Here is a 24,809-nt window from a genome sequence, read left to right on the forward strand (position 1 = left end):
AGGGCTGATTTATTAACTAATAAAATAATTTTAGAACTAATGTATTAGTTTATTTTGAAATAAAAAAGAAGCCTCGCTGAAAGATAGTTGAGTGTTACGGCAAAAGGTGTTCCGGATTAAAGGGCGTAAAGGGATTTTCGGTATGCTTCCAAAACCATCCTTTGCCGCTGACAGATAGATTCTGAAAAATAGGTCATCGATTGAAATGGCCTGATCGATTTTTACTTTGCGTTATCTATGAACATTTCCATCAATTCAAACTGAAGCCCACCGTAGTTGAGCGGATCCATATTGCCGGTAATAGCCAGCACTGTTTCGCTTGGCTGGTGAATGAGAAAGTAGGTGATGCCGCCTACCGAACCCCCACTGTGTCCGTAAAAGGTTTTTCCGCTCGGGCGTTCAAAAATTCGCCACCCAATTCCGTAGCCGGTTTCTTTACCCGCTATGGTCTTTTGTGAAGTCATCCATTCTTTGAGGGTACCAGCTTTGAGAAAGCCTTCTTTCATGTGCGCCTGCCCAAATTTGCATAGATCTTCTGTGGTGCCGATGAATCCGCCACCGGCCCATTTGTAGCTATTGTCTACTGTTGGGGCTTCTACCACTTTTCCGTCCTGAAACTGATAGAAGCTCACCCGGTTGGGTATGTCCTGATTGGCATAGTCTGGTTGGGTATGGTTCATGCCTAAAGGCCCAAATACCTCCGACTCCATGTAGGAAAGAAAACTTACATCAGACAGAAAGCCGGCTTCGGGAGCCGCTGCATTTTCCATGGCCACCGAGATAAGGTTCCAACCGTAGGAAGAATAGACATATTCCGTACCCGGAGTATTAATTAGTGGATCGTTGATAAATATGCCCAGACCATCTACCACTTCTTCATAATGTACATTGCTTAAAAATTCCAGCCCTTTGTAGTGCCTGATGCCCGCTAAATGTCCGGCCAATTGTCTTAAACTTATGGTGGCTCCTTTATCGGGCCAAATGGGTACGTAGCGCTCAATAGGGGCATCTAAATCTACCTTGCCCTCTTCATAGAGTTTGGCCAAACCAGCAGCAGTCAATGTTTTGGAAACGCTGCCTATTCTGAACATACTTTTGGACGGGTCTACCGGGGTCTTCTTCTCGAGATCGGTATATCCGTAACCCTTTGAAAAGACCAGTTCGCCTTTTTGACTGATGGAAACACTTAGTCCGGGAACCTGCGTCTTCTCCACGAAGGCTTGAAGTTTTGTGTGTGCTTGTTCTGAGACGGACTGTGAGCATAAGAAGGTAGTGGTGAATAACCCGAAAAGGAAAAGGATAAATCTTGCTTTCATGCGGTCTGAATGAGTTGAATAACTCTCTTAAGATAGCTGATAATTTGAATGGAGTGAAATGAGGAATAGAAAATGAATAAAGCTGATCAACTGATTTACAACTCTTTGAAGAGAAGGGGTGTCCTTATGTTTATGAGCTTTGAATCGAAAATGGGTTTGTTGAGGGGGCTTATTTTGCTGATGTCTTTAGGACTGATGACCTTTTCATGCGAGGTGGAAAATCCAGATTTAGTCGGTTGCTGGACCCATGCTTACGAAGAGGGGCAGACTATATACAAAGGTTGCGATTCTCAAACCTTTGGTTTGAGCCGCTTCAGACAAGTCTATGATTTCCGGGCCGATGGAACAGTAAACTACCTGGTGCTGCACCCTGCGGATGCTCATTATATGGATGAGGCCAAATGGGAATATGTTTCTAACCGTAATCAAGTGCTTATTAAGGATATTGAAACCAATAAAATTATCAAGACACTTAGAGTCTCCATACTTGATCAGGCAAAGCTTTCCATTGTTGAGGTTCTATAATTACTTTTTCCTCAATACCCTTCCAGCTCTATTTTCAGTCATTTCACCTTGGTCTACGGTAATTGTGCCATTGACGATTACATAAGGAATGCCCACAGGGTAGTGATGCGGGTCTTCAAAAGTTCCTCCTTCATCTACCGTTTCCGGGTCGAAAATGGTAATGTCTGCCAGCATACCTACTTTGATATAGCCTCGGTCGCTTAATCCCAATCGGTCCGCAGGCAGTGAAGTCATTTTGGCCAGTGCCAGTTCCAGAGAGATTACTTTTTCATCTCTGACATAATGCCCCAGTACCCTGGGGAAAGTGCCGTAACTTCTTGGGTGAGGGTGCCCCTGTCCGGGTTTTGCCAAGCCTCCATCGCTAGCAACCATGGCCAGCGGGTGCCGCATAATTCTCTTCACATCTTCTTCGCCAATGGCATGGAATATACATGAAGCCCCACCGTTCAACTGTCCTTCTATAACCAGTTCGGCTCCGTTGCTAAAGGTGGGTTCTAGGCCTTTTTCAATGGCCCAGTCTTTCAGGGTTTTACCATTTAAATCGGGTTTCCAGCTTACATTGGCAAACTGAACTACTGCTAGGTCAGCACCACCACGATCGTACTCTATGTTAAACATAATCTCTTCTTTGATCTTTTTACGGGTAGCCGGGTCATCGATTCGCTTTTTAAATTCCTCTTGTCCACCGGCCATAGCCCAAGTAGGAATCAGTACCGAAAGCCCCGTAGAACTGGCTGTGTAAGGGTACTGGTCCATCATTACATCAATGCCAAGGTTTCTGGCAGAGTCTACCATAGCCAGTGTTTTAGTGCTGGCTCCCCACATGGGTTTGCCTATGGCTTTGTGGTGAGTAAGCACAATGGGAATTCCCGCTTCTTTACCAATTTGTATGGCTTCCTGAACGCCCTCAATTAGTCCCAGGCCTTCCTCTCGCAGGTGAGAGGTATATATGCCTCCTTGCTGGGCAGCTACTTTGGAAAGTGCTATTACCTCTTCTATGTTGGAGAAGGAACCCGGCACATACTTAAGTCCGGTCGATAGTCCGTATGCCCCACTTTGCATGGCCTCGGCTACGGCACTCTTCATGTCTTCCAGTTCCTCTTCGGTAGGGGCCCGGTTTTCCGTACCCATAATGTTCCTTCGTATGGTATTATGTCCCACAAGCCAGGCCGTATTAAGGCCAAGTTTGTAAGTGCTCAACGAATCAAGAAAGGGCTGCATAGGAGAGGGACCCCGGCCGTCAGGCCCGGCCAGCACTGTGGTAACGCCTTGCCGAACAAAATTTTCTGCATCGGGCATGCGCATTATAGCTTCTATGTGGGAGTGTACATCAATAAATCCCGGGCTTACTACATGGCCTGTAGCATCTATGGTTTGGCGGGCTGCAGCGTCTTTAAGATCTCCAATTTTCGCAATCTTATCGCCCTTAATCCCCAGGTCTGCTTCGTAAAAGCTTTGGTTCTCGGCATCGTATATAGAACCGTTAAGAATAAGAATATCGAACTTTTCGGTGTTGGGAGAGCAGGCAAAAAATAAGGTGCCAATTAGTAAAAATAGCTTCTTCATAATTCTATGATTGAATGGAAGATAGCTAAAAAGAAAGTTCTTCGAAACCTGAATTTTACGACAAGTCTCTGATTTGGAGTATGTAGGCTCCTTTCTATACCCTGGCATTACCGGGGCTTAGAGCCCTGTGCTTAGTTTTCCGTCTTGATGGCTCCAAGGTGTGGGCATTCGATAAGACTGTTCATCCCACTAAATGGAACCGGTTCTTTTTGGTATTTATAGGCCTGTGTAAGTGTTGTAGTATAGTTGTTATCTCCCATGCCCACATCTACATCGTCCATTGTCATTTGGCAAGGGTGTTCATAGCCTGCTGCATGGGTAATTTCTAAAATTTCTTTTCGAAGGGTTTTAAGGTATTGAGCAGATCTGGCCGATTTATCCTTAACATCTATACCACTTTGCAGCCACTTGTTTTGAGTAGCTACTCCTGCAGGACAGGTATTGGTGTGGCAGGATTGCGCCTGAATACAGCCTACCGACATCATGGCCTCTCTGGCCACATTTATAAGGTCGGCCCCCATAGCAAAGGCCATGAGTGCATTGGAGGGAAATCCTAACTTACCGGAAGCAATAAATACCACCCGGTTGGTGAGGCCTTTCTTCTGAAAAATTTTGTAAACGGCCGCAAAGGCAAATACAAAAGGCAGTGCTACATGGTTGGCAAAAGATGGGGGAGCTGCTCCGGTGCCTCCTTCGCCACCATCTATGGCAATAAAATCAGGGCCTATGTTTTTCTCTAGCATCAGGTCGGTAAGCTCTTCCCAAAGTTCTAGCTTACCAACAGCGGCTTTGAAACCCACCGGAAGGCCGGTTTCTGCGGCTAACAATTCTATAAAATCCAAGAGTTGCGCGGGCGTGCTAAAGGCAGAGTGATTGGAGGGAGAAACCACATCTTGTCCCATAGGAATGTGCCGGATTTCCGCTATTTCGCGAGTTATTTTAGAAGCCGGAAGAACACCTCCCTTTCCCGGTTTTGCTCCCTGCGATAGTTTTATTTCAATGGCTCTGATTTGAGGATGTGCCGTGGTCAGTTCAATGAGTTTGTTTAGGTCGAAGTTTCCATTTTCATCGCGAACCCCAAAGTATCCGGTACCAATTTGCAAAACAGTATCGGCTCCCTTCTGATGATAGGGAGAGTAGCCTCCTTCGCCTGTGTTATGAAAAGCTCCGGCAGTGTAGGCACCTCTGTTCAGCGACTCTATGGCCCTGGCCGACAGTGAACCAAAACTCATGGCAGAAATATTGACAATGGAACGGGGTCTGAAAGGTCTTTTGCGCTGATTGTACCCACCCATAAGTTTGGCACAAGGCACAAGATCTTTGTGTATTACGTTGGGGTGGTCTGGCTTAGGAGTGTAAGGAAACAAGGCCGGGTTAATAAATACATAGCCCGCTGCGCTCTGGTCTTGATCGGTTCCAAAACCTTGATAGTTGTTTTGTTTCTTTGAACTGGCGTAAATCCATGAGCGCTGACTTCGGTTAAAGGGAAGCTCTTCCCGGTTATTGGCTACAATATACTGCCGTAGTTCTGGACCAATTCTTTCCAGCAAATACCTCAGGTGCCCTACGATGGGGAAATTGTGACTAATGGTATGCTTCTTCTGAAGAATGTCTCGCACAAACACGATCAACAAAAGCAGCAATATATATACCCACCAAGGGGTAGAAGCCAGTAGTTCCTTCAACTGATCCATAACCTGTGTTTCTTGGTAAGATCAGATTAAATTTTCAAGGCTACAACTCTCTGCGTCAATTGATTTTTAGGAACAAGCCGGCCTAATTACTGAATAGGATCGGCCGACTTTGTGCCGGGTTGAGAGGTAATGTCTTTGAGGCTCATTACCTGAATGGCAGCTATGGAAATTATACAGTAGGCTGTAAAATAGTAAAAGCCGTCTAAAATGCTGGAAGAGATGTTTTCTTCAGAAGAAGTGGCCAGGTACATCAGGAACACGCCCACCACAAACACATCGGCCATAGACCATTTGCCAATTAAAGCCACAAATTGATAGACCCTCAGGCGCAACTTCCATTGCCTGAAAGCCAATACCATAAACAACAGAACAGCCTTGAGAATTGGTACAATTACCGAGAAAAACAGGATGAGTGAAGCAACCAAATGATTGTCGTATTCATAGAGTAGCTTAATGCCGCTAATTACACTTTGCGTGCGGTCGTACAGTTCGAATTTACCCAATAATGGTATGTTGGCCCCAATGTTAATATTAATAATAGGCAAGGTGAGCCCGGGATAAAGGCATATTAGCGATACCACAATCAATACCAGGGCAATTATGTTTCTGCTGTTCATAGGTTATATTCTTGTGCAAGACGATTCAAAGTAAACAAAGGTAACACGGACTTGGAAAGGCTTTAAAAAACAACCTCAAGGGTATTTCACATGAAAGAACCCCTGAGGTTGATGGATATTGTATGCTGTTAATTAATTATCGCTAAAGCTACACCAGCTTTCGGCTTCCATACCAATGGGCGAGCCATCGGGCGGAGAAAGCGCATTTTGAACTTCAAGCTCTTGCGGATTCATAATAAACAGCTCTATCAAATGATTGAGATATCGGTAGTGAGCATTGGAGCTTGCTTCGCTGCCGTTGGCATTGTTGCCTGCAAATTGCTTGATTTTGAGCAAACCATTGAGAGCTTCGGCCCGGGCTTGGGTAGAGGCACTGTTACTTTTGTATAGATCCATCAAAGCAGCCACCATTTGGTTTTGCGTTGCATGGTTAAGATGCAGATAGTATGGGTTGGCGTAAGTAACGTTAAAAAGAGAAGAAAAGATGGTGTTGATAACATCGGTTAAGCCAATTTGCTCAGGATTCATAGCCTTCTGCTGAGCCAGTCGGGTAGCGCGCTGAGCATTGAAAATGTAACTCATCACAGCTCCGGCAACAGTTTCTCCGGGAGCAACCGGGTCAAAGTCTATTCCCGTACGTCCGTTAAAGGTTTCGCGCGAACGGCCAAAACCGGGAGGTCGGGGAGGAATGATTTTCAGAATATGTTCCGGGAAGGCCAACTGGGTCGGGCTCACTACCCGCAAAAGTGCATTGAGTGCAGCCTCTTGCTCTTCTTTCGATACGGTTGAAGGCAGGGGCTGGGAGTCTCCACGGAGTTTGTAGTTATAATACGTGCCTCCCAAAACTTTCACAGCACCCTCCAGTTGGTATCGGTGGAGCATGTACATGGGCACAAGCACCTCTTCTAAAGTGGCCAATGGGGCTCCAACAGGAATGTTTTTTTCAGAGAAGTTTTTAAGTACATGGTTTCTAACCTGTAACAAACGGTTGAGTTCTTCTACAGCGCTTTTGCCATTATCCCACAGGTGAGAACTTGGATGGCTGCTACCAATGGGGCGTGAATCAGAATCAGTAATAAACTGAAGGCCTTTTTTGAATTGATCTTCAATTAGCTGATCCAGCGCCTTGTCTTCATCTACATTGTCTGGAAAGTCCTGATAGCCCCAAGTTACCGCTGCTTTGTCCCATTCGCCAATACCTGCATCATAGGCATTTTTAAGCGAAATCTGCCCGTTCTGCAATTCAATGAGTGGGTGTGGATAGTCCATAACCGAAGCACGGCCATTGGTGCTGGAAATATAGTTGTGCATTAAGCCTATGGTATGGCCTACTTCATGGGCTGAAAGTTGGCGAAGTCTTGCCAAAGCCATTTCCAGTAGTCGTGGGTCAGGAGTAGTGCCGTTTTCGTAGGGGGTTAAAAGTCCCTGTGCAATCAGAAAATCCTGCCTCACTCGTAGCGAACCAAGACTTACATGGCCCTTAATAATTTCGCCTGTTCGGGGATCAGTTACCGAGGAACCATACGACCAACCTCTGGTAGAGCGGTGCACCCATTGAATTACATTGTAGCGTACATCCAGCGGATCGGCTCCTTCAGGCATTTCTTCAACGATAAAGGCATTTTTATAGCCGGCAGCTTCAAAAGCCTGGTTCCACCATCGGGCACCTTCAATTAAAGCCGACTTGATAGGCTCTGGTGCGCCACGGTCTACATAATAGCGAATAGGTTCTACCGGCTCGCTTACTTTGGCCTTTGGATTTTTCTTAGCCAATCGATGCCTTCGGGTAAACTGCTTGACAATGTTTTCCTGAATGGGAGTGGCGTAATCCATGTATCGGATGGTGCCATAGCCCGAACGGGGGTCTGCCTTACGCGGCTCATAGCCATTGTCTGGTAGCTCTATAAAAGAGTGGTGCATGCGCACTGTTACAGCGTCTGAAGACGGAGTTACACTTCTAAGATAGCCTCCTGCGCCACTTCCGGTAAAAGTAATAGTGGCTTCAAACTCAGAGTTTTTTGGGAAATTTTTGAGCATGGGTGGGTATATGGCCGACCGGCTTGCATCGGGTCTGAAGTTGCCTTGTCTGGATCGGCTAAGCGTATTGGCTACCCCATGGGCATCGGAGAGCAACAAGGGAGTAAGGTCTACCAAAACACTACCCTCCGATTCGGCCGCCACCGTGAAACCGTGAAGTACTGATTCGGCAAAGGCCTCTTTTACCGCCCTCACTTCATCGGCATTTTCTGAAATGGCCCGGTATGAATAATTAGGCTGTACCATAAGAATTTTTGGGCCAACCCGCCTAAACTCTACTATTTGTGTACCACCAAGCTGCCCTCTGTCCAGGCCAATGTCGTTAGAGCCTACTCCGGCAGCTAAGGAGTTTACGTAGAGAAATTCAGTGTCCAGTTTGTCTATTTCCAGCCAAACCTTTCCGTTCTTTTCGTCCCAGTAATAGGTAAAAAATCCTTCTTTCTTTTCTGTGCCTTGAGTGGCCTCTTCTATACTTTTCTGGGCCTTTACTGCCTGCCAGCCTATCATAAGGACCAGAATGAGAAAAAATCGTTTATTCATGAAGCTTTAGTTTTATCTGAATGATTCCCATCAATATAAGAAGTCTTTGCTAAGACGACCAGACAATTATATTTGTGGGGCTTCATAATTAAACCATCAGAACATGTCAACCATACGAATCAGATTAACAGTACTTTTTAGTGTACTGGTGTCCATTGCCTGGGCACAGAAAAAACCACTTACCCACGATGTTTATGATGACTGGAAAGGTATACAGTCGGTGAGCATCAGCAACGATGGCAATTGGGCCGGGTGGCGAATTGCTCCACAAGTGGGCGATGCACAACTTGAATTGCGCAACCTGAATAATTCAAATAGCATTGTCATCGACAGGGTTTCCAGGTATGCTTTTTCTAACAATAGCCAGTTTGTGGTGGGAGAAATTAAGCCTGCCTACGAGGAGGAAAGAACACTGAAACTAAAGAAAACTCCTTCGAGCAAAATGCCAAAGGACTCTTTGTTTATTGTTTCCTTGAGCAACGGAGAAATCAAAAAATTTGCAAGGGTAAAGAATTATCAGCTTCCGCGCGAATCGAGCGAGTGGGTGGCCTGGCAATATGAAAAGCCTTTGCCTGAGAAAAAGAAAGTAGAAAAGAAGGAAGAGCCGAATAACGAGGAAGAAGGCGCTAAAAACAAGAGGAAGAAAAAGAACAAAAAGAAGCAGCCGGAACCAAAAGAAACTCCAGAACCCGAAGAAGTTGAAGATCCAAGGGCCAAGTCTAAGGGCACAGAGTTGGTGCTTTTTAATATGCGCACCGGAGAAATGAAGAGCTTTGAAGGGGTGATGGAGTACGATTTCTCTGAAAAGGGCAATCTGCTGGTTTATGAGTTCGATGAAATAGATTCGCTGAATCCATCAGGCCTTTATGCTTACAATACACAGACCGGAGAAACGGTTACGCTAAGTACCGGAATGACCGATTATAAAAAAGTGGCCATTCATGAAGACGGCAATATGCTGGCCTTCTTTGCCACGGCAAGCGATAAAAAGGATGAAGAAAAGTTTTGGAGCATTATGGGCTGGAAGGCCGGAGACTCACAGGCTCAAATATGGATAGATTCTACCAACCGAGGTATACCGGAAGGCTGGATGGTTGGAGACAATAGCAGCATCCGATTCTCCGAGTCGGGCCAGCGCATGTACTTTGGTACGGCTCCCAAGCCCATGAAGTATGCATACGAAAGCGATACCACTATACTCAAAGAGGAGCGTCCTGAGGTGGACGTGTGGTCTTACAACGATCCATACATTCAGCCTATGCAAAAATTGCAGGCCGGCAGGGAACGCAACAGAACCTATGAGGCCGTTTTTCATATAAACAACAGGCGTTTGGTTCAATTGGAAGGAACCGACCTTGAATCTGTTTATGTAGATACAGACAACGACAGAAGTTTTTATCTGGCCATGGACGACCAGCGGTTCAGAACGCAGTATACCTGGGATACTCAATTGCCCAGAGACTACTATAAGGTAGATGCGCTCACCGGTCGGGTAGAGTTGTTGCTGGAAAGCACCGTTGGTTATGCATCACTATCGCCCGGAGGAAAGTACTTGTCATGGTTCAATCAGGAGGATGGTAATTATTATACCATGAATGTGACCTCAGGAAAAATAACCAACCTTACAGCCGATATGGAAGTGTCTTTTGCCGATGAACTTCACGATAGCCCTTCATTGGCCAGTAGCTATGGTAGCCCGGGTTGGTCAGAAGGTGATGAGGCGTTCTATCTGTACGATCGCTATGATATTTGGAAATTCGATCCGGAGAACCGCTCAGCCGCACAGAATATGACTCAGGGGCATGGAAGAGCCAATCAATTGGTGTACCGTTATCAGCGAATGGACCGTGAGGAAGAATATGTGAATACTTCCGGCAAAGCTGTTGTAAGTGTCTTTAATGAGTGGACCAAAGCCTCAGGTTATGCCTATGCTTCAATGGCCAGTGCGGGGGTTCCGGAGGTAATTGTAATGAAAGACATGAGCGTGTTTGGTTTAGAAAAAGCTGAAGATGCCGAGAGAGTATTGGTGCGTATGTCTACCTACGAGGAGTATCCTGAGGTGTATATGGCCAATTCGTTGCAAATGGATGGTTTGACCAAGCTAACGGATATGGACGCTCAAGAAGACCCTTACAAGTGGGGTACCGCAGAGTTAGTAGAGTTTGAGTCGGGCTTTGATGGTGAAGTAATGCAGGCCATTCTTTACAAACCCGAAAACTTCGACCCTAATAAGAAGTATCCTATGATTGTGTACTTCTACGAAAGAAGGTCTAACTCATTGCATAGCCACCCAAGTCCTGCGCCAAGTGCCAGCACGGTGAATATTCCTTACTTTGTCAGTAATGACTACCTGGTATTGGTGCCAGATATTAAATACGAAATCGGACATCCGGGCAAAAGTGCTATGGACCATGTGGTGCCGGCCACCAAGGCGGTAATGGCCAAAGGTTTTGTAGACGAAAAGCGAATGGCCATTCAGGGACAAAGCTGGGGAGGCTATCAGGTGGCCTACATTGTGACCAAGACCGATATGTATGCGGCTGCAGGAGCCGGGGCTCCCGTGTCTAACATGACCTCTGCCTACGGTGGAGTACGTTGGGGGTCGGGTATGAGCCGAATGTTCCAGTATGAGAAAACGCAGTCTCGAATAGGAGGTACACTTTGGGATAAATTCGATCTCTATGTAGAAAACTCACCTTTGTTCGGTGTGCCCAATATTAATACCCCATTGTTTATTATGCACAACGATGCCGATGGTGCAGTGCCATGGTATCAGGGTATTGAGTTCTACATGGCTTTGAGAAGGCTACAAAAACCCAGCTGGATGGTGGTGTACAATGATGAAGCCCATAACCTGAGAGAGCGTAAGAACAGAAAAGACCTTTCTGTGCGCATGGGACAATTCTTCGATCATTACCTGAAAGATGCTCCAATGCCGGAATGGATGGCCTATGGTCTACCGGCTACACTAAAAGGTCGAACTCTCAGATATGAGCTTGTGGACGAACAGACAGAAGAAAAAATAAACGAAGGAGCCAGCCTTAAACTGGAAAAGGGTAAGGGACAAAACTAGATACTCTCACCTGATAGATACAGGGCATTCCCGAAGGCATGGAAAACCAAGGTCTTCGGGAATGTTTGTTTTTGGTCAATTCTTAGTTTCAAGTGTTTTTGAGAGTGAGTTTGAATGGCGTTGGAAAAGAGGGCTAAGTCTTACTGACCCTAAATGACTATAATTTGATGTTGATTGAGAAGCCCCGGGAGTTGCGTAAGTTCAAATTGAGCACCCTTTAGGGTGTTTTTATTGGGGTCTATGTCTAGCCCCGAAGCTTCCTGAAAATTGGCGTTTTGCAGGTTACATCCCACAAATACAGCCCCTTGTAAATTAGCCTTGCTAAAATTGGTGCCCGTTAGGTTTGCCTCGGCAAAATCACAATCAAGACAACTACATTCAACAAAAGAACTTTCTTTGAGCTGAAGGTTGTAAAAGCTGGAAAAATCGAGTTTACAGCGCTGAAAATGCATGGAGAGTAGAAAAGGATTACATTGGCTAAACCGGAGTCCCATGAGTTTGCAGGAGTCGAAACGAACCGATTTTAAACCTGTATCAACTAGTTCTATACCCGAAAGGTCAGAGTCGGTAAATTCACACTCCAAGAAGCTAAAACCGGATAGGTTGCTCTTGGAAAAATCGGCTCCCTTAAATGTGCAGTATTCAAACTGCATACCCTGCTTTAGCCAGTTGTCCAGGTTTTTACCCGTAATGGTTTCGTCCTCTATAACTTTCATTCCTGTTCTTTAGGGCAAGTTAGTTAAAACTTAAAAGGGCAGTGGACTTGTCCGGTGCTTTGTGAGAGAGGCAGATTCTTATTGATGAAATCTATAGAAATACAAAATTTACTTTTGTATTAGGTAAATTATTGAATGGATTGTGTGGTAGGATGTATTAGGTGTAATCAAAGATTCGGAAATATGCAATTTGGTCTTGTGCCTGGCGAAAAGCTACTAAAAATAGCTCAATTAATCTTTTTTATCTCATCTCACATTTAGTGAGCGGATCGGTTCTTAACTGATTAGTGCTCAGTGGCTAATGTATTTTCATCAAAAATAGCTGGTTGCTTCTTATTGATAACGTCAATAAGAAATTCAAAAAACCAATCTGCCGGATAGGCTTTAATTGATTGTTGAAGGTTACCTTCGCAGCATTATTTAACAGAACATACATTTCACTATAAAACTAAAATTCAATATGAGCTACGTAGGTAGAAAATTTCCAAACATTACCGTAGACGCCATGAACGAAATGGGCGATACTTTTAAGTTGAACGTGCTGGAAGAAGCCAGAAAAAACAACAAAAAAGTAGTGCTTTTCTGGTACCCTAAAGACTTCACTTTTGTATGTCCTACTGAGCTTCACGCTTTTCAGGAAGCTTTACCTGAGTTCGAAAAGAGAAACACTATTGTAATTGGTGCTTCTTGCGATACGGCCGAGGTGCACTTTGCCTGGTTGAATACATCGAAAGACAACGGAGGTATAGAAGGCGTAACCTACAGCCTGATTGCCGATAGCAATAGAAACCTCGCCAGAACACTGGATATTCTTGATATCACTGGTGTGAGCTATGACGAAGAAACAGGAGTAGAGTTGTTAGAGGGCGACAATGTGACTTACAGAGCTACTTACCTGATTGATGAAGAAGGTACTGTATTCCACGAAGGGGTTAACCATATGCCCGTAGGTAGAAATGTGAAAGAATACTTGAGACTTATTGATGCTTACGCCCACGTGCAACAGCATGGTGAGGTTTGTCCGGCCAACTGGGAAGAAGGAAAACAGGCTATGACAGCCAACAGAGAAGGGGTTACTTCTTATCTAAGCAACAATTAAAAAAAGATTGAACGATGGTCGTTGAATTGAGTGAAGATAACCTTCAGGAAGTTCTCAACGAGAACTCAAAGGTGTTCGTTCAGTTTTCTGCCTCTTGGTGTGGAAACTGCCGAATTATGAAGCCAAAGTTTAAGAAGCTGGCTTCAGAACGAGAAGATGCCCGATTTGTGATCGTTGATGCGGAGAAATTCCCTGAGTCAAGGAAACTGGCCAACGTGAACAATCTGCCAACTTTTGCCGCCTATGAAGGTGGTAAGCTGGTAAATCAGGTGCAAACCAATAAGTTCGAATCGCTAAAAGCACTTGTCGATGAGGTTGCCGCTAATTAAGCATATTACAGAATTCATTGAGCAAAACGATCAGGACTTTGTTTTGGAGGCTATAGAAACACTCGAAAACCTTACCGAGTGTGAAAACCTTAAAGATGAAGAACTGGACGTGATAGGGGAGCTTATTTCGAACCTCTATGGCGCCATAGAGGTAAATGAGTCCATCCGAAAAGGGAAACCTAAGAAAGAAGCCCTCAATGAATTTATGAAACGTGTTACTGGGTCAATCGATCGGTAGCCCTTAAAAAGTAGAGTGGAACCCCGGCCAATGGTCGGGGTTTTTTATTTCTATTACCTACTATTCTGCCAGCCGGATTGCTGACAAGGCTTTGGCAGGATAAACCATCCAAAACCTAATCAAAAAAAGCTACCGGTTCTTTAAAAACCGGTAACACTTTAGTTTAAAACAGCATTGATCGGAGCAGGTGGCTTTCACTCTATAATAGACTAGATAGCCAATACGTTTCGAAGTACTTTTCTACCAACACTGGTGCTCTGTGGAGTATTATATAGATTGCTTGGTTAATACTGCTTTCTAAGACAAGAGCTTACAATTCAAAAAGATGGACTGAGTCAAGGAAGTTGTTGCTACAACACATTGTGCTCTTGCTGTGTTGAATTCGCTACAGCTTGTTTGTGGTAGATTTAGGGTGTGTTTTTAGCCTCTTCCTCAATCTCACGAAGGTTTAATAAATTAATCCAGTGACCATCCGGTTTCCCTTCATAGTATTTAGTGGTGTACATATTTAGTTGGAAGGTATGAACCCCATAATTTTTGGCATTGGCGAGTAATTTGCTCTTCCGGTAAGAATAAATTTCGCTGGCTGAATAATTCTTGAGTTCCGAGTTTTTAATTCTCCTTCCATCAAGCCAAATTCCATACTCGTTTTCATTAGCAAATATGTTAGCAAAATTTTCTGGTATATCCATTTTGGCTGGTCGCGGTGAATAATAAGCAGGTCTGGCCTCATTTTGTCTGAACCGTTCTAGCTCTGATTGGCTTAGATCTCTAAAGATTTTTTCAACTGTGTTTCCGTCTTTATTGAGAAACCTTACCAATATGTTAGGTTTTAAATGGATTGATCTAACACCCCCTGGTACAGTGTCTTTTTTTTGAGTGACTAACTCAATATTCTCAGCAACTCTTCTATATGTGTTGTAATTCAGCCAAAAACCTCTGTCATTATCTATTTTATATTTCTTGTCTACGTATTCCTTTGTAAGGGCAAAGAATTGATATTCAAAGTTGCCTAAGTTGCTCGTGTATGTTGTCATTTTTCTCATACTGAACCTGTAGATGTCTGAAGGTTCGTAGTTCAGCAGCTCTAGATTGTCTACTCTATCTCCATTAAGCCATATGCCATATTTTTCCTTGTCAAGTAGAAGGTTCCAGTCACTATTACTGAGCTGGTCAGTCTTTGCTATTTCTATAAAGAGTTCCCCTTTTGATAAAGGATCTATAAATCGAATTCTCTCTTCCTCTTCAAGGTCGCCAAGCCGTTTCGAAATAGTTTCTCCATCCGATTGAATAAATCTCACTTTGGTATCAGTTGAAAGCTGATTTATTGGGACTGCTTTCTGGTCAACTAAAGATGAATTTTCGTAAGGTTGATTTTGCGATAGGTCTAAATTTGAGCCTAATTCTTTGGCAGTGACTTTCTGATTTCCGAAAGCAAGTACAGTGGTTGCAATAGCTATCAAACCTAATGACTGCTTTAGCCGCTGAGTGGTTTTGTGTGTTGTTTTGACCATCATGTTTAATCGTTTTTTGGTTTCGCCAAATGTTAGCCTACTAGACAACATCGGCTCATTATGTGAATTAATTTTGGAATAGTTTATTAATGTCTTTTGGTAATCGGCCAATGAGGAAGAGTTTTTGCAAGCCGCTTCATCGGCTAGGAACTCATGGTTCAGCTTAATTGATCTTTTGACCATGTAAACCAAAGGATTGAACCATAGAATGGAGCTGAGAAGCTCTATCACAATTATATCATAGCTATGTTTTTGGGATACATGTGCCATTTCATGTTCTAGGATTGCTGGAGGGAGTAGACCTGCCAGATATCTGGCTTTATTGGTATAAATAGTACTCAGGAAGGTAAATGAGCTTTTTAAGTTTTCTTTTAGACATACCTGATACCCCTCTAGCTTTATAATTTGTCCTTGCCGTTTGAATTGATGCAGCCTGTAAAGGTTTATGATAAACCTGCCTATGAACATAAGGCAAATCAATGAATAGGTGTAAGTGAGTATTTGATTCCACACTATTTCTGTAGTGATGGATTGCTCTTGTCCATCATTCGGTGCCATAGGATGATACAACAACGTGTCCTCCAATGGAATGTCGGCAGAGTTTTGAGGTATTATAGGAATATAAATATAGCTCGTTTGAACAGTGATTAACGGAATGGTGAGAGACAGAGGGAGAATAAGAAGCAGGTAGAACCTATTGAAACGAAAGGTTTTATCGTTTCTTAAAAAAAAGTAGTAGATACTATAAAGCATCAGGCTACTCAGCATAAATTTCTGGAGGTATTCGATCATTTCTTTCGTGCGTTTATTTGTTGTTCTACTATTTGCTGAAGCTCTTTCAATTGTTCATCGCTAAGGTTCTCTTCTGAGGTAAAGAAAGAGGCGAACTGCGAAACTGAGTTGTTGAAGAAGTTCTTTATAACCCCATTCATTTGTTTGGAAAAATAGACCTCTTTGCTGATTAAAGGAAAGTACTCTCTTACACTTCCATATCTTTCGAAATGAACAGCCTTCTTTTTCTGTAGGCGTTTCAGTAAGGTGGCTACTGTGGTTGAGGCAGGCTTGGGCTCGGGGTATCGGTCTATCAGGTCTTTCATAAAGGCCCTTTCCATTTCCCAGAGGTACTGCATGAGTTGCTCTTCTGACTTAGGTAAGTTCATTCTACTTTTGTAAATGTATTTCTACAAATGTAGAATAATAATTCATAAATCAAAACGAAGCATTTAGTTGTGTGTGGCTTTTTTACTCGTAACAAGACGGCTAGGCGTTGAGCTTGAGTAGGGTATTGACAAAAAAGCTACCCACTCTTAAAGAATTGGTAGCTTCAATGCTTTAGACAACAAAGGCTAAGCCAGTAACTAATTGGCCTCTTGACTAATTTTTGCTCTTTCTTGTTCTACCCAGGTTTTGAGCATTTCCAGGCGTTCTTCCGTTATTTTCGCATCGCTGTGCAGCCAAAGGTAGCCGGGGAGAGGCATATGGCCCTCTTCTACCTCTTCTACCATTTCTTCCAGTTTATGATCTCTTCTTCTGGCAGAATAGGTGGCCCATTCAGAAAAATTTAGCTCTTCACGACCGTGCTCTATATGTTCGGCAATAGACCAGCTAAAGGGAGCAATGCTGGCATACCAAGGGTATCGTGGCTGGTTGCTGTGGCAATCGTAGCAGGCCGACTTTAGAAAATCGGTCATTTGAGCATTCACCTGAAGGGTTTCTATAAGGTCGTTGTCAGTAACCGGTTCATTTATTCTCTCCGGTCGGTTTATAAACTGGATGACCACCAGGCCAACGACCAACACGAGCAGAATATATTTGAGTATTTTCTTCATAGGGTTGAATTTTGGCACAAGTTATTAATTATCGTTTGTTTGGTGAAGATGTTTATGACTATGCCAATAAAAAAGCCCGGTGACCAACCGGGCTTTTTGCTAAAGTCGCGAATTTTAGCGGTTTGATTTGCTCGATGTTCCGACCGCTCCTTTTAATGGAGCGGGGGGCGATGGAACCGCTTCTATTACAGTTGGGAAGAAGTCTACATCTTGCACAGACCATAAGTGACTGCTGCCGGATAGGCTGGTTTGCATTTTAGTGACATCGATTTCGTTTTTCACCTGATCCAACGACTTCTGCCCTTTGGCATAGGCATCTATTGTGCTCTTGGGTATAACCATGCGTATGCTTCTGGGAATATTAGCATTTCGGTAAGCTGAGCCAAGGTCTACATTGATAATGACACTTTCGTTGCTGCCAAGGCTTCTTAGGGTTCTGCCATACTGAATTACATTTTCTTTAAGCATGTTTTCGAAATCGGGATAGGCTTCTTCAACAGCCTTCATGGCTTCTTCAATTTCCTTTTGCTTGTCTTCGGAGTTTTTAGATACAACTCGTGTGCCGCTGCCAATTGTCTGGCTAAGAATCGCCACGTTGCCGGAAACACTGGTGCTTAACTGAATGTTGAACATAAGTCCGAAACCATCAAAGTATGTCCAGTTAGTTCGGCCTCTTCTTCTAAACTTTCCGTCCATGCTGCTTTGAAGCAAGTCATCAAGAATACCTGCCAGAATTTTTGCATCGGTCATTTCTTTTTCAACATCTTCATTAACTTTTACTTCAATGGCATTCATGGCCTGTTCCAGGCTCAGTTTGCCTGAAGTGAAATCACTCAGCGTTTTTTGAGATATGCTGCTTTGCATTCTCTTTTTCTGGGTGGTAGGCCTTGCATAGGAGATACGGTTGGCCGAAGTATTTACCTTCTCTTCCGTGATGATGTCTGTATAGTCCAGATTGAGCATTATTTTTTCCCCTGGCTTTAATTCGGTGAGCAAACTCCCATAGTTGGCCAAAAACTCCTTCGATAGTTTCCGGAGTCGGTCTGCATTCTGTTTGTTCATTTCTTCGGCCGAAAGTTCATCAGCTTTTTCGCTACCATCGTCTTCGGTTTTTCCTCTCAGTACATCCAAAAAGACACGGCCATAGAAAGAGTTGCCCATAGAGAAAATAACTCCGCTACCAGGAATGTACATGCCTTTGGCACTGCGCGAAGAATAGAAGGAGTTTTCACTATCGCTAAATAAGTCGCCCAATACGTTTTGAAGAATCACAATGTCTTTTTCCATTTTGGGTAGTTTGGAAAGGTCTTGTGTTTGGTGGCTGTAGCCGCTAACAGTAGCCTGCGCAACGTCTACAAACTGCTGGGCCATTGCCGGACTGGCAATAAAGAGAGCCAGCAGAGCTACTAAGATGTTTCGTGTTGTCTTTTTCATAATTCAGATATTTATTTTTTAGATGTTTTTATTCTGTTTTCGATTTGCTCAACAGAGAGCTTGTTACTTTCAATGTTCAATACATCGGCCTGTGCTATTGAAAAACTGATTTGATAGGTTCTTTCGGGTTGTTTTGGGCTTGTGGCCGGGTCTTCCTCTTGGTTAATTATAGGGTCGTGAATGTTGAAGTGAAAGATTATAGATTCGTTGACCTTTACTCCGGGCAGGTAACTACTAAACTGATGCAGGAAGTGGGCCAGACTGCTCTTGAGCCTTTGCTGTTGTAAAGCCACAATCTCGTTGTCGTAGAACGTATCCATTAAGTCCGTATCTAGTTCTCGGCTCCAATTCATACGGCCATCAAGAAATATGCGTGCATTTGGGGCTTCAATAAAGATAGTTGCTCCCTGACCTTCGGTATAGCTACTTTCCGTTTTTTGAATACGGTTGAGCAGTGGAGCACCTTCCCATTTTTTTAGAAAATTCTCCAGTGTTACCCGGCTAATTTCCAGATCCCTTTCTACCGGACTGAACTTTCCGTTTTTCATTTGTGCCTGGCTGGTGTTTATGGTTAGAAACACCAGTGCAAAGGCAGTGAGTAGATAATTTGAGTTTTTGACCATTTTATTTGTTGTTAGATAAGTTGGCAGCTACCGCATTCACACGTTCTGTTAAGTCAATGATAGCTTCTTCCATATCAATTTGCCGATTAACAGTGGCGTCTTCCAGAGCGCTAAAGGCTGCCTGAATGTTTCTTAAATCTTCGATGCGCTGTGTTTCTAAATTGTTTGAGAAGTTCAGCACTATTTGATGAAGAATTTCGCGATAATCTTCGCCTACCTTTTCCGAAAATACAGTCAGCTCATTGAGCAGTGCTTCTCTTTCTCTGTTAAATGCTTCTTTCAGAAAGGTGTCATCATTCAGGCTGGCTTGTAATGCGCTGAATTTGCGATTGATGCTATCGTTGCGGTTGTGCAAGCTGGTGTTCATGTAGTCCAAAACCATTAGCCTGTCCTGGTAAATGAGGTCGGTTACCTCTTCTTCAGACATACCATACTGGGCAGGCCCAAAGGCCATCCGCCATCCGTCATTCGTTTTCTCTACTCTAAAGTTACTCAACCAGGCAAAGACACAAACCAGGAGCAAAGTGGCCGCAACAGCCACGTACTTGCGCCAATACAGCCATTCTTCGTTTTTCGATGGCGTAATAAAGGCCATTGGCTGAGGCATTTCTTCATCTTCTAACTCACTGAACAACAAGCTGGTTTCTTGCATTTCTTCCAGCTTTGCTCGCTCCTCCGGATGCTCCTTCAGGTAGGCCTCTATGGCCTGTTTTTCTTCTTCGGGAAGCTCATCGTATAAGTAATCGATAAGCATTTCCCTGGTCGGTTTATAATTCATAGTGTACCGTTTCTTTCGTAATGTTCCACTCCTCCAGTAGCTTTCTAAGGCTACCGAGTGCATAATAAAGCCTAGACTTTACGGTGTTTTCAGAGATATCCATCACCTCTGCTATTTCTCTTATTTTCAGCCCCTCGTACTCTTTCATTATCACCACCATACGTTGCTCCTCTGGTAAAGTAGCCAATGCTTTGGTGAGCACATTTTTGAGTTCTTTGTTGCCGAAGGATTTTTCCGGGTTATCCGATTTAGAATCGGAAAAAGTATCGGCAATGGTGCGCTGATCGTCTTTGGTTTGCACTTTTAAAAAGGGGAAAACCCATTTTCTGTTTTGCCTACGAATTTCTTCGTGGCAATAATTAGAAGCAATGCGGTAAATCCATGGCTTAAAACTCGATTCGTCTTTAAGGCTGCCAAGATTTTTACTCATGGAAATAAACGTTTTCTGAGTTACCTCCATGGCTTGGTCATAATCGCCAAAGTATTTGAAGGCGAAGTTGTATATACGCTTTTGCCACTGTTTAACCAGCTGATTAAGTGCTATTACATCGCCTTGTTGGGCTGCCTTTACTAAGAAGTTGGTTTGTGGCATTAGGTTGAATTCCCGCATTGCTTTGTGCTTCCTGTTCTACGATGAACAGCGAGAGAAAATAGTTTGAAGAAAGTTAAACATATTTCTTCGTGCACCGGTAAAGCGTTAGGGTTGCTACTGAAGGGCCAGTTAATGAAACACAAAAAGAGGTATCTCAAAAGCCTTAAAATTCCTCATCTCAACTTGTCTATCGATAGGCAAGTTTAGGGTGACGCTGACCTAGCTTTTGAGAACACCTCCGCTTTTGGGCATGCTGCCAAAGGTAGTCAATAGTCAATTTTATTGAGGGTACCTTTAAGCCGCGTTGCTACAACCACTTGATCTAACTGATGTTTATTGAAGTCTTTTTTTAAGGAAACAGCGCGAATGTCTTGAGCCTCGGTACTTATTTCTGTAAGATGGAAGAGATTGAGTACCGATTTTTCGTAGCTCTTAAATTGAGCCAGAATACTGTTGGGCATGCCTTGCTGGTCTACATAGCGTATTACAAATGTGAGGTCATTCACACGGCTAAAGCTTTCAGTTTGCATTTCCTTGTTATTGAGCAAAAGTTTCCAACCCTCGTCATCTTGGGAAAACTCATAGTACTGAAAACTCTCAATTGGATAGTCTTGTCGAATACCGCTCCATTTACCCTCGATTCCTGTCAATTCAATTTCTGGAGATTTGCCAAAAAGTCCTGGTCTGTTGGTTTGATGGTACAGACCTGAGCATCCGTAAAAATTGAGTGCAAAAAGGAGAATACAGAAAAGTTTGAGGAGCGATGAACACTTCATGGACCAAAATGGTACAATCATCGCGCCTCAGAGAACTTCCGTTGATATTCAGATACTTATAAATGTTGTTCGTCACAAATCCATCCCAATATGGGACAGGAGCTCCCGATTTGGGTAAAAAATAACCTTGCTACATAAAAATGCGTCAATTAAATAGTATCTTGCGTGCTTGCAAAATCAAGACTTAAAAAGAGTGTCTAAGTGCTTGATTTTCACCTTTCGCCCCGAAGCTCAAAATGATTAAACCGGACTTTCCACACAACGAAAGAGAGAGGCAAAAAGCCTTAGAAGAGTATGAGATATTAGATACCCTTCCGGAGAGAGATTTTGACGATATCACACAGATCGCTTCGGTTATATGCAACACACCAATTGCTCTCATTAGCTTAATAGATAAAGACCGTCAGTGGTTCAAATCGAGAGTGGGATTAGAAGCACCGCAAACTTCTCGGGACGTAAGTTTTTGTGCCCATGCCATACACGACCCGGAGCATATTTTTGAGATTACCGATGCCCGAAAAGATGAGCGCTTCCATGATAATCCATTAGTTACTGAAGATCCGAGGATAGTTTTTTATGCCGGATCACCTTTGGTTTCGCCCGAAGGGCATTTGTTGGGAACCCTATGTGTAATTGACAGGGTAAGCAAAAAACTCTCTGAAGAACAAAAAAAATCACTTGCAGCACTTTCGCGTCAGGTAGTAAGTCAATTGGAGCTCAGAAAGAAGAATAAGGTTTTAGAGAAAGCCCGTAGACAGTACCAAACCCTTATTGAAAATGTAGATGACTTTGTGTTTGAGGCTAACGCCAAGGGCATGTTTACCTATTGCAACCCTTTAATGTCTGAAGAAATGGGCTTTAGCAGCGAAGAGTTGCTAACCATGCACTACACTGATCTGGTGCATCCGGATGACAGGCACAGAGTAAAAGAGTTTTATCGGGAGCAGATAGCCAATGGGGCAGACGATTGTTACATAGAGTTTAGGGTACTGATAAAAAGCAATCCGGAGGTTGAGCTAATTGTTGGGCAAAAGTCCAAGCTCATCTATGAGGAAGGTGAACTGGTAAAAGTAACGGCCATTTCGAGAAACATAACCCGCGAGGTGCAGCTTCAGCGAAAGTTCGATGAAAATGCTGAACTCTATAAGCTCATCTCAGAATCGGCCCAGGATTTGGTATGTATGCACAACCTCAAGGGAGAATATACTTACGTTTCTCCTTCGGTAGTCGATAACCTCGGCTATACACCCGAAGAAATACTCGGTACTTCTCCTTACGACCTCATGCATCCGGAAGATATTGAACGGGCCCAAAAAGAAGCGCATCAACCCCTTTTAGAGGGAGAGAAGGAAAACTACTTTGAGTACAGACTGAGGCATAAAGATGGCCGATACCTTTGGTTCGAGTCTATCTCCACGGCCATAGAAGATGAAGAAGGTAAGGTAGTGTCTTTGAGATCTTCTACCCGCAACATACAGATCCGTAAGGAGCAAGAGGCCATTATTAACAATCAACGGTCGCGGTTAGAGTCGTTTGTTTTGGCTACGCCCGCTCCGGTAGCCATGTTCGATACTGAAATGAAGTATCTGGCCTATAGTAGCCAATGGCTTAAAACTTATGGTTTGGAGGGCAGGGATATTATTGGGGTGAGCCATTATGAAATATTCCCTGAAATTGGAGATGACTGGAAAAAAATTCATAGCGAATGCCTTCAGGGTAAAACCCATAGGAAAGATGAAGACCGGTTTGAGCGGGAAGATGGCTCCATACAGTGGATTAAGTGGGAGGTGAGGCCATGGTACAATAGAAAAGGAGATATAGGTGGAGTGATAATGCTCACCGATGACGTTACCAAAATAAAGGAACAGGAAATTGAATTGAGAGAGGCCAAGGAAAAAGCGGAGATAGCTTCGCAGGCCAAAGCCAATTTCCTTTCTGTAATGTCTCATGAAATTCGCACACCGCTCAATGCGGTTATTGGCATGTCTCATTTGCTCATGCAAGAAGATCCAAGAGAAGATCAATTGCACGGCCTGAAGCTCATTCGCTTTTCCGGTGAAAACCTGCTCAGCCTTGTGAACGATATACTTGATTATAATAAAATAGAAGCAGGAAAAATAGATTTGGAAAATATAGAATTCAGCCTCGAAGAGCTGGTAAATAACATTAAACACACGCATGCCTACAAAGCAGATGAAAAGTCTATCATGCTGAAGCTGCTTTACGATAAGGACATCCCGAGTTCTATCATTGGTGACCCTTCGCGTTTATCTCAGGTTTTGAATAACCTTCTAAGTAATGCCATTAAGTTTACGAGAGAAGGAAGTGTTCGGATTAAGGTAGAAGAGTTGAGCCGAACCAAGGATGAAATAGAGCTGCAATTCGAAATTAGAGATACGGGTATTGGCATTTCAGAAGAAAACCTGGCCAAAATCTTCGACAGATTTGTTCAGGCCGAATCATATATAACCAGAAGTTTTGGCGGAACCGGGCTAGGACTTTCAATTACTAAACGGTTGGTAGAAATAATGGGAGGGGAGATAAAAGTGAAGAGTAAAGTAAACGAAGGTTCTACCTTCTCATTTGTATTAAAAGTGCCATACAAAGAACAAAGCGAAAACCAGGTAGACTTGGGAGGTAACTATGAATCTCAAAAAGATATCAATAGCCTCAATATTCATGTGTTGTTGGTAGAAGACAACCAGGCCAATCAATTTGTGGCCACTAAGTTTTTAGAAAAGTGGGGGGTGAAAGTGAGCCTTGCGCAAAATGGAAATGAAGCCATTGATCTTATCAAGTCGAAAGCCTTCGATTTGGTGTTGATGGATTTGCAAATGCCGCAGAAAGATGGTCTGACGGCCAGCAAAGAAATTAGACAAATGGAAGAGGAGTATTTTCAGAAAGTGCCCATCCTGGCTCTCACTGCTTCTTCCGATGCCGGTACCATGAACAGAATCAGGGAGTTTGGTATGAACGATATTGTGGTAAAACCCTTTATGCCTTCTGAGCTCCACAAAAAAATTATAGCCAGTATAAAAGGTAGTGCCAGTGCGGTAGAGCCTGTTGCCAGCGAAAAAGTCGCTCGTCAGGTAAACGTAAGTTTGGACAGTATAAAGGCATCGCTTAAGTCATATTCTGTAAGTGATGAGCGTTTTACCAATAGCCTTTTGGGTAGCTTCATCCTCAATCTGGAAGAATTTGTGCAGCAGTTTCCCGGCTACATTAAGAACAAAGACGAGTCTTCGGCCAACTTTATACTGCACAAAATGAGAACCACCTTTCGCATGTGTGGCCAAAACGATCTTACCGAGCGAATAGAGCAATGCATTCAGTCTATGGCCCATGAAGAAGAGCGTCCAATGGTTCCATCCATAATAGAGGATTGTGAGCGCTTGGCCCAACTTCTGCGCGAATACAGGGGGCAAGACTGATTTTTTCGGAGTCTGTCTTTTTTCTGGAGTGGGTCAATGCACTTTCTTATAGTAGCCCCAAAGGCCGGAATCTGTTGCCCAT

20 protein-coding genes are annotated in these 24,809 nt (G+C 43.6%); 6 read left to right on the top strand and 14 right to left on the bottom strand.

Translation table 11 applies throughout. The features are described from left to right. Positions 1-221: 221 nt before the first annotated feature. Positions 222-1,214 (bottom strand): serine hydrolase domain-containing protein, encoded by a 993-nt coding sequence (locus IE164_RS13865; RefSeq protein ID WP_189630852.1) that lies wholly within the window; start codon positions 1,212-1,214, stop codon positions 222-224. Positions 1,215-1,388: 174 nt separating this feature from the next. Here IE164_RS13865 and IE164_RS13870 point away from each other — a divergent pair, with 174 nt between their 5' ends. Next, positions 1,389-1,841: a hypothetical protein gene (locus IE164_RS13870; protein ID WP_189630853.1), complete on the top strand. Its 453-nt coding sequence runs from the start codon at positions 1,389-1,391 to the stop codon at positions 1,839-1,841. On the opposite strand, the gene IE164_RS13875 is transcribed toward IE164_RS13870, so the two are convergent. The 4 genes from IE164_RS13875 to IE164_RS13890 all read right to left on the bottom strand — a co-directional run bounded on the left by IE164_RS13875 (position 1,842) and on the right by IE164_RS13890 (position 8,295). Next, positions 1,842-3,407 (bottom strand): N-acyl-D-amino-acid deacylase family protein, encoded by a 1,566-nt coding sequence (locus IE164_RS13875; protein WP_189630854.1) that lies wholly within the window; start codon positions 3,405-3,407, stop codon positions 1,842-1,844. Between the two features lie 131 nt (positions 3,408-3,538). Further along, positions 3,539-5,101 (bottom strand): FMN-binding glutamate synthase family protein, encoded by a 1,563-nt coding sequence (locus IE164_RS13880; protein ID WP_189630855.1) that lies wholly within the window; start codon positions 5,099-5,101, stop codon positions 3,539-3,541. A gap of 86 nt (positions 5,102-5,187) precedes the next feature. Further along, positions 5,188-5,718 (bottom strand): paraquat-inducible protein A, encoded by a 531-nt coding sequence (locus tag IE164_RS13885; protein WP_189630856.1) that lies wholly within the window; start codon positions 5,716-5,718, stop codon positions 5,188-5,190. Between the two features lie 132 nt (positions 5,719-5,850). Next, on the bottom strand, positions 5,851-8,295 hold the full coding sequence (locus IE164_RS13890) for a zinc-dependent metalloprotease (protein ID WP_189630857.1): 2,445 nt from the start codon (positions 8,293-8,295) through the stop codon (positions 5,851-5,853). Positions 8,296-8,398: 103 nt separating this feature from the next. Here IE164_RS13890 and IE164_RS13895 point away from each other — a divergent pair, with 103 nt between their 5' ends. After that, the gene (locus tag IE164_RS13895; RefSeq protein ID WP_189630858.1) at positions 8,399-11,368 is read left to right on the top strand and encodes a S9 family peptidase; all 2,970 of its coding nucleotides are present in this window, start codon (positions 8,399-8,401) and stop codon (positions 11,366-11,368) included. Positions 11,369-11,517: 149 nt separating this feature from the next. Here IE164_RS13895 and IE164_RS13900 read toward each other — a convergent pair whose 3' ends face one another. Next, complete coding sequence (locus IE164_RS13900; protein ID WP_189630859.1) at positions 11,518-12,084, bottom strand: pentapeptide repeat-containing protein; 567 nt, start codon at positions 12,082-12,084, stop codon at positions 11,518-11,520. Between the two features lie 460 nt (positions 12,085-12,544). Between IE164_RS13900 and IE164_RS13905 the strand changes: the two genes are divergently transcribed. Genes IE164_RS13905 through IE164_RS13915 form a run of 3 tightly spaced genes read left to right on the top strand, consistent with a single transcriptional unit; the run spans position 12,545 to position 13,750 of the window. Beyond that, positions 12,545-13,183, top strand: a complete 639-nt coding sequence (locus tag IE164_RS13905; protein WP_189630860.1) for a peroxiredoxin — start codon at positions 12,545-12,547, stop codon at positions 13,181-13,183. Between the two features lie 14 nt (positions 13,184-13,197). Further along, the gene (locus IE164_RS13910) at positions 13,198-13,512 is read left to right on the top strand and encodes a thioredoxin family protein (protein ID WP_189630861.1); all 315 of its coding nucleotides are present in this window, start codon (positions 13,198-13,200) and stop codon (positions 13,510-13,512) included. After that, positions 13,493-13,750, top strand: a complete 258-nt coding sequence (locus IE164_RS13915) for a DUF6952 family protein (protein ID WP_189630862.1) — start codon at positions 13,493-13,495, stop codon at positions 13,748-13,750. Before IE164_RS13910 ends, IE164_RS13915 begins: the two co-directional genes overlap by 20 nt. Before the next feature lie 407 nt (positions 13,751-14,157). Here IE164_RS13915 and IE164_RS13920 read toward each other — a convergent pair whose 3' ends face one another. The 8 genes from IE164_RS13920 to IE164_RS13955 all read right to left on the bottom strand — a co-directional run bounded on the left by IE164_RS13920 (position 14,158) and on the right by IE164_RS13955 (position 21,296). Beyond that, positions 14,158-16,056: a M56 family metallopeptidase gene (locus IE164_RS13920; protein WP_189630863.1), complete on the bottom strand. Its 1,899-nt coding sequence runs from the start codon at positions 16,054-16,056 to the stop codon at positions 14,158-14,160. Then, positions 16,053-16,424, bottom strand: coding sequence for a BlaI/MecI/CopY family transcriptional regulator (locus tag IE164_RS13925; RefSeq protein WP_189630864.1), 372 nt, complete (start codon positions 16,422-16,424; stop codon positions 16,053-16,055). The genes IE164_RS13920 and IE164_RS13925 overlap by 4 nt, the downstream gene beginning before the upstream one ends. 198 nt (positions 16,425-16,622) lie before the next feature. Then, entirely contained in the window at positions 16,623-17,093 is a 471-nt protein-coding gene (locus IE164_RS13930; RefSeq protein WP_189630865.1) for a heme-binding domain-containing protein, read from the bottom strand. Positions 17,094-17,207: 114 nt separating this feature from the next. After that, positions 17,208-18,527 (bottom strand): hypothetical protein, encoded by a 1,320-nt coding sequence (locus IE164_RS13935; RefSeq protein ID WP_189630866.1) that lies wholly within the window; start codon positions 18,525-18,527, stop codon positions 17,208-17,210. Positions 18,528-18,538: 11 nt separating this feature from the next. After that, positions 18,539-19,150 carry a hypothetical protein gene (locus tag IE164_RS13940; protein WP_189630867.1) on the bottom strand — a complete coding sequence of 204 codons (612 nt, stop codon included), beginning with the start codon at positions 19,148-19,150 and terminating at the stop codon, positions 18,539-18,541. A gap of 1 nt (position 19,151) precedes the next feature. Continuing rightward, positions 19,152-19,928, bottom strand: coding sequence for an anti-sigma factor family protein (locus IE164_RS13945; protein ID WP_189630868.1), 777 nt, complete (start codon positions 19,926-19,928; stop codon positions 19,152-19,154). Further along, positions 19,918-20,538: an RNA polymerase sigma factor gene (locus IE164_RS13950; RefSeq protein ID WP_229838695.1), complete on the bottom strand. Its 621-nt coding sequence runs from the start codon at positions 20,536-20,538 to the stop codon at positions 19,918-19,920. The genes IE164_RS13945 and IE164_RS13950 overlap by 11 nt, the downstream gene beginning before the upstream one ends. A gap of 248 nt (positions 20,539-20,786) precedes the next feature. After that, positions 20,787-21,296, bottom strand: coding sequence for a hypothetical protein (locus tag IE164_RS13955; RefSeq protein ID WP_229838696.1), 510 nt, complete (start codon positions 21,294-21,296; stop codon positions 20,787-20,789). Positions 21,297-21,532: 236 nt separating this feature from the next. Between IE164_RS13955 and IE164_RS13960 the strand changes: the two genes are divergently transcribed. After that, positions 21,533-24,727, top strand: coding sequence for a PAS domain S-box protein (locus IE164_RS13960; protein ID WP_189630870.1), 3,195 nt, complete (start codon positions 21,533-21,535; stop codon positions 24,725-24,727). Positions 24,728-24,809 lie beyond the last annotated feature (82 nt).

Origin of the sequence: Roseivirga thermotolerans (genome assembly GCF_014653175.1) — a bacterium.
GTDB lineage: Bacteria > Bacteroidota > Bacteroidia > Cytophagales > Cyclobacteriaceae > Roseivirga > Roseivirga thermotolerans.

Bases quoted from the DNA above. Each gene is read 5' to 3' on its own strand.
- IE164_RS13950 (WP_229838695.1), bottom strand. From the start codon at position 20,538: ATGCGGGAATTCAACCTAATGCCACAAACCAACTTCTTAGTAAAGGCA.
- IE164_RS13920 (WP_189630863.1), bottom strand. From the start codon at position 16,056: ATGATCGAATACCTCCAGAAATTTATGCTGAGTAGCCTGATGCTTTAT.
- IE164_RS13910 (WP_189630861.1), top strand. From the start codon at position 13,198: ATGGTCGTTGAATTGAGTGAAGATAACCTTCAGGAAGTTCTCAACGAG.
- IE164_RS13900 (WP_189630859.1), bottom strand. From the start codon at position 12,084: ATGAAAGTTATAGAGGACGAAACCATTACGGGTAAAAACCTGGACAAC.
- IE164_RS13925 (WP_189630864.1), bottom strand. From the start codon at position 16,424: ATGAACTTACCTAAGTCAGAAGAGCAACTCATGCAGTACCTCTGGGAA.
- IE164_RS13880 (WP_189630855.1), bottom strand. From the start codon at position 5,101: ATGGATCAGTTGAAGGAACTACTGGCTTCTACCCCTTGGTGGGTATAT.
- IE164_RS13960 (WP_189630870.1), top strand. From the start codon at position 21,533: ATGATTAAACCGGACTTTCCACACAACGAAAGAGAGAGGCAAAAAGCC.
- IE164_RS13935 (WP_189630866.1), bottom strand. From the start codon at position 18,527: ATGAAAAAGACAACACGAAACATCTTAGTAGCTCTGCTGGCTCTCTTT.
- IE164_RS13945 (WP_189630868.1), bottom strand. From the start codon at position 19,928: ATGAATTATAAACCGACCAGGGAAATGCTTATCGATTACTTATACGAT.
- IE164_RS13890 (WP_189630857.1), bottom strand. From the start codon at position 8,295: ATGAATAAACGATTTTTTCTCATTCTGGTCCTTATGATAGGCTGGCAG.
- IE164_RS13930 (WP_189630865.1), bottom strand. From the start codon at position 17,093: ATGAAGAAAATACTCAAATATATTCTGCTCGTGTTGGTCGTTGGCCTG.
- IE164_RS13915 (WP_189630862.1), top strand. From the start codon at position 13,493: ATGAGGTTGCCGCTAATTAAGCATATTACAGAATTCATTGAGCAAAAC.
- IE164_RS13875 (WP_189630854.1), bottom strand. From the start codon at position 3,407: ATGAAGAAGCTATTTTTACTAATTGGCACCTTATTTTTTGCCTGCTCT.
- IE164_RS13870 (WP_189630853.1), top strand. From the start codon at position 1,389: ATGAATAAAGCTGATCAACTGATTTACAACTCTTTGAAGAGAAGGGGT.
- IE164_RS13905 (WP_189630860.1), top strand. From the start codon at position 12,545: ATGAGCTACGTAGGTAGAAAATTTCCAAACATTACCGTAGACGCCATG.
- IE164_RS13885 (WP_189630856.1), bottom strand. From the start codon at position 5,718: ATGAACAGCAGAAACATAATTGCCCTGGTATTGATTGTGGTATCGCTA.
- IE164_RS13940 (WP_189630867.1), bottom strand. From the start codon at position 19,150: ATGGTCAAAAACTCAAATTATCTACTCACTGCCTTTGCACTGGTGTTT.
- IE164_RS13895 (WP_189630858.1), top strand. From the start codon at position 8,399: ATGTCAACCATACGAATCAGATTAACAGTACTTTTTAGTGTACTGGTG.
- IE164_RS13955 (WP_229838696.1), bottom strand. From the start codon at position 21,296: ATGAAGTGTTCATCGCTCCTCAAACTTTTCTGTATTCTCCTTTTTGCA.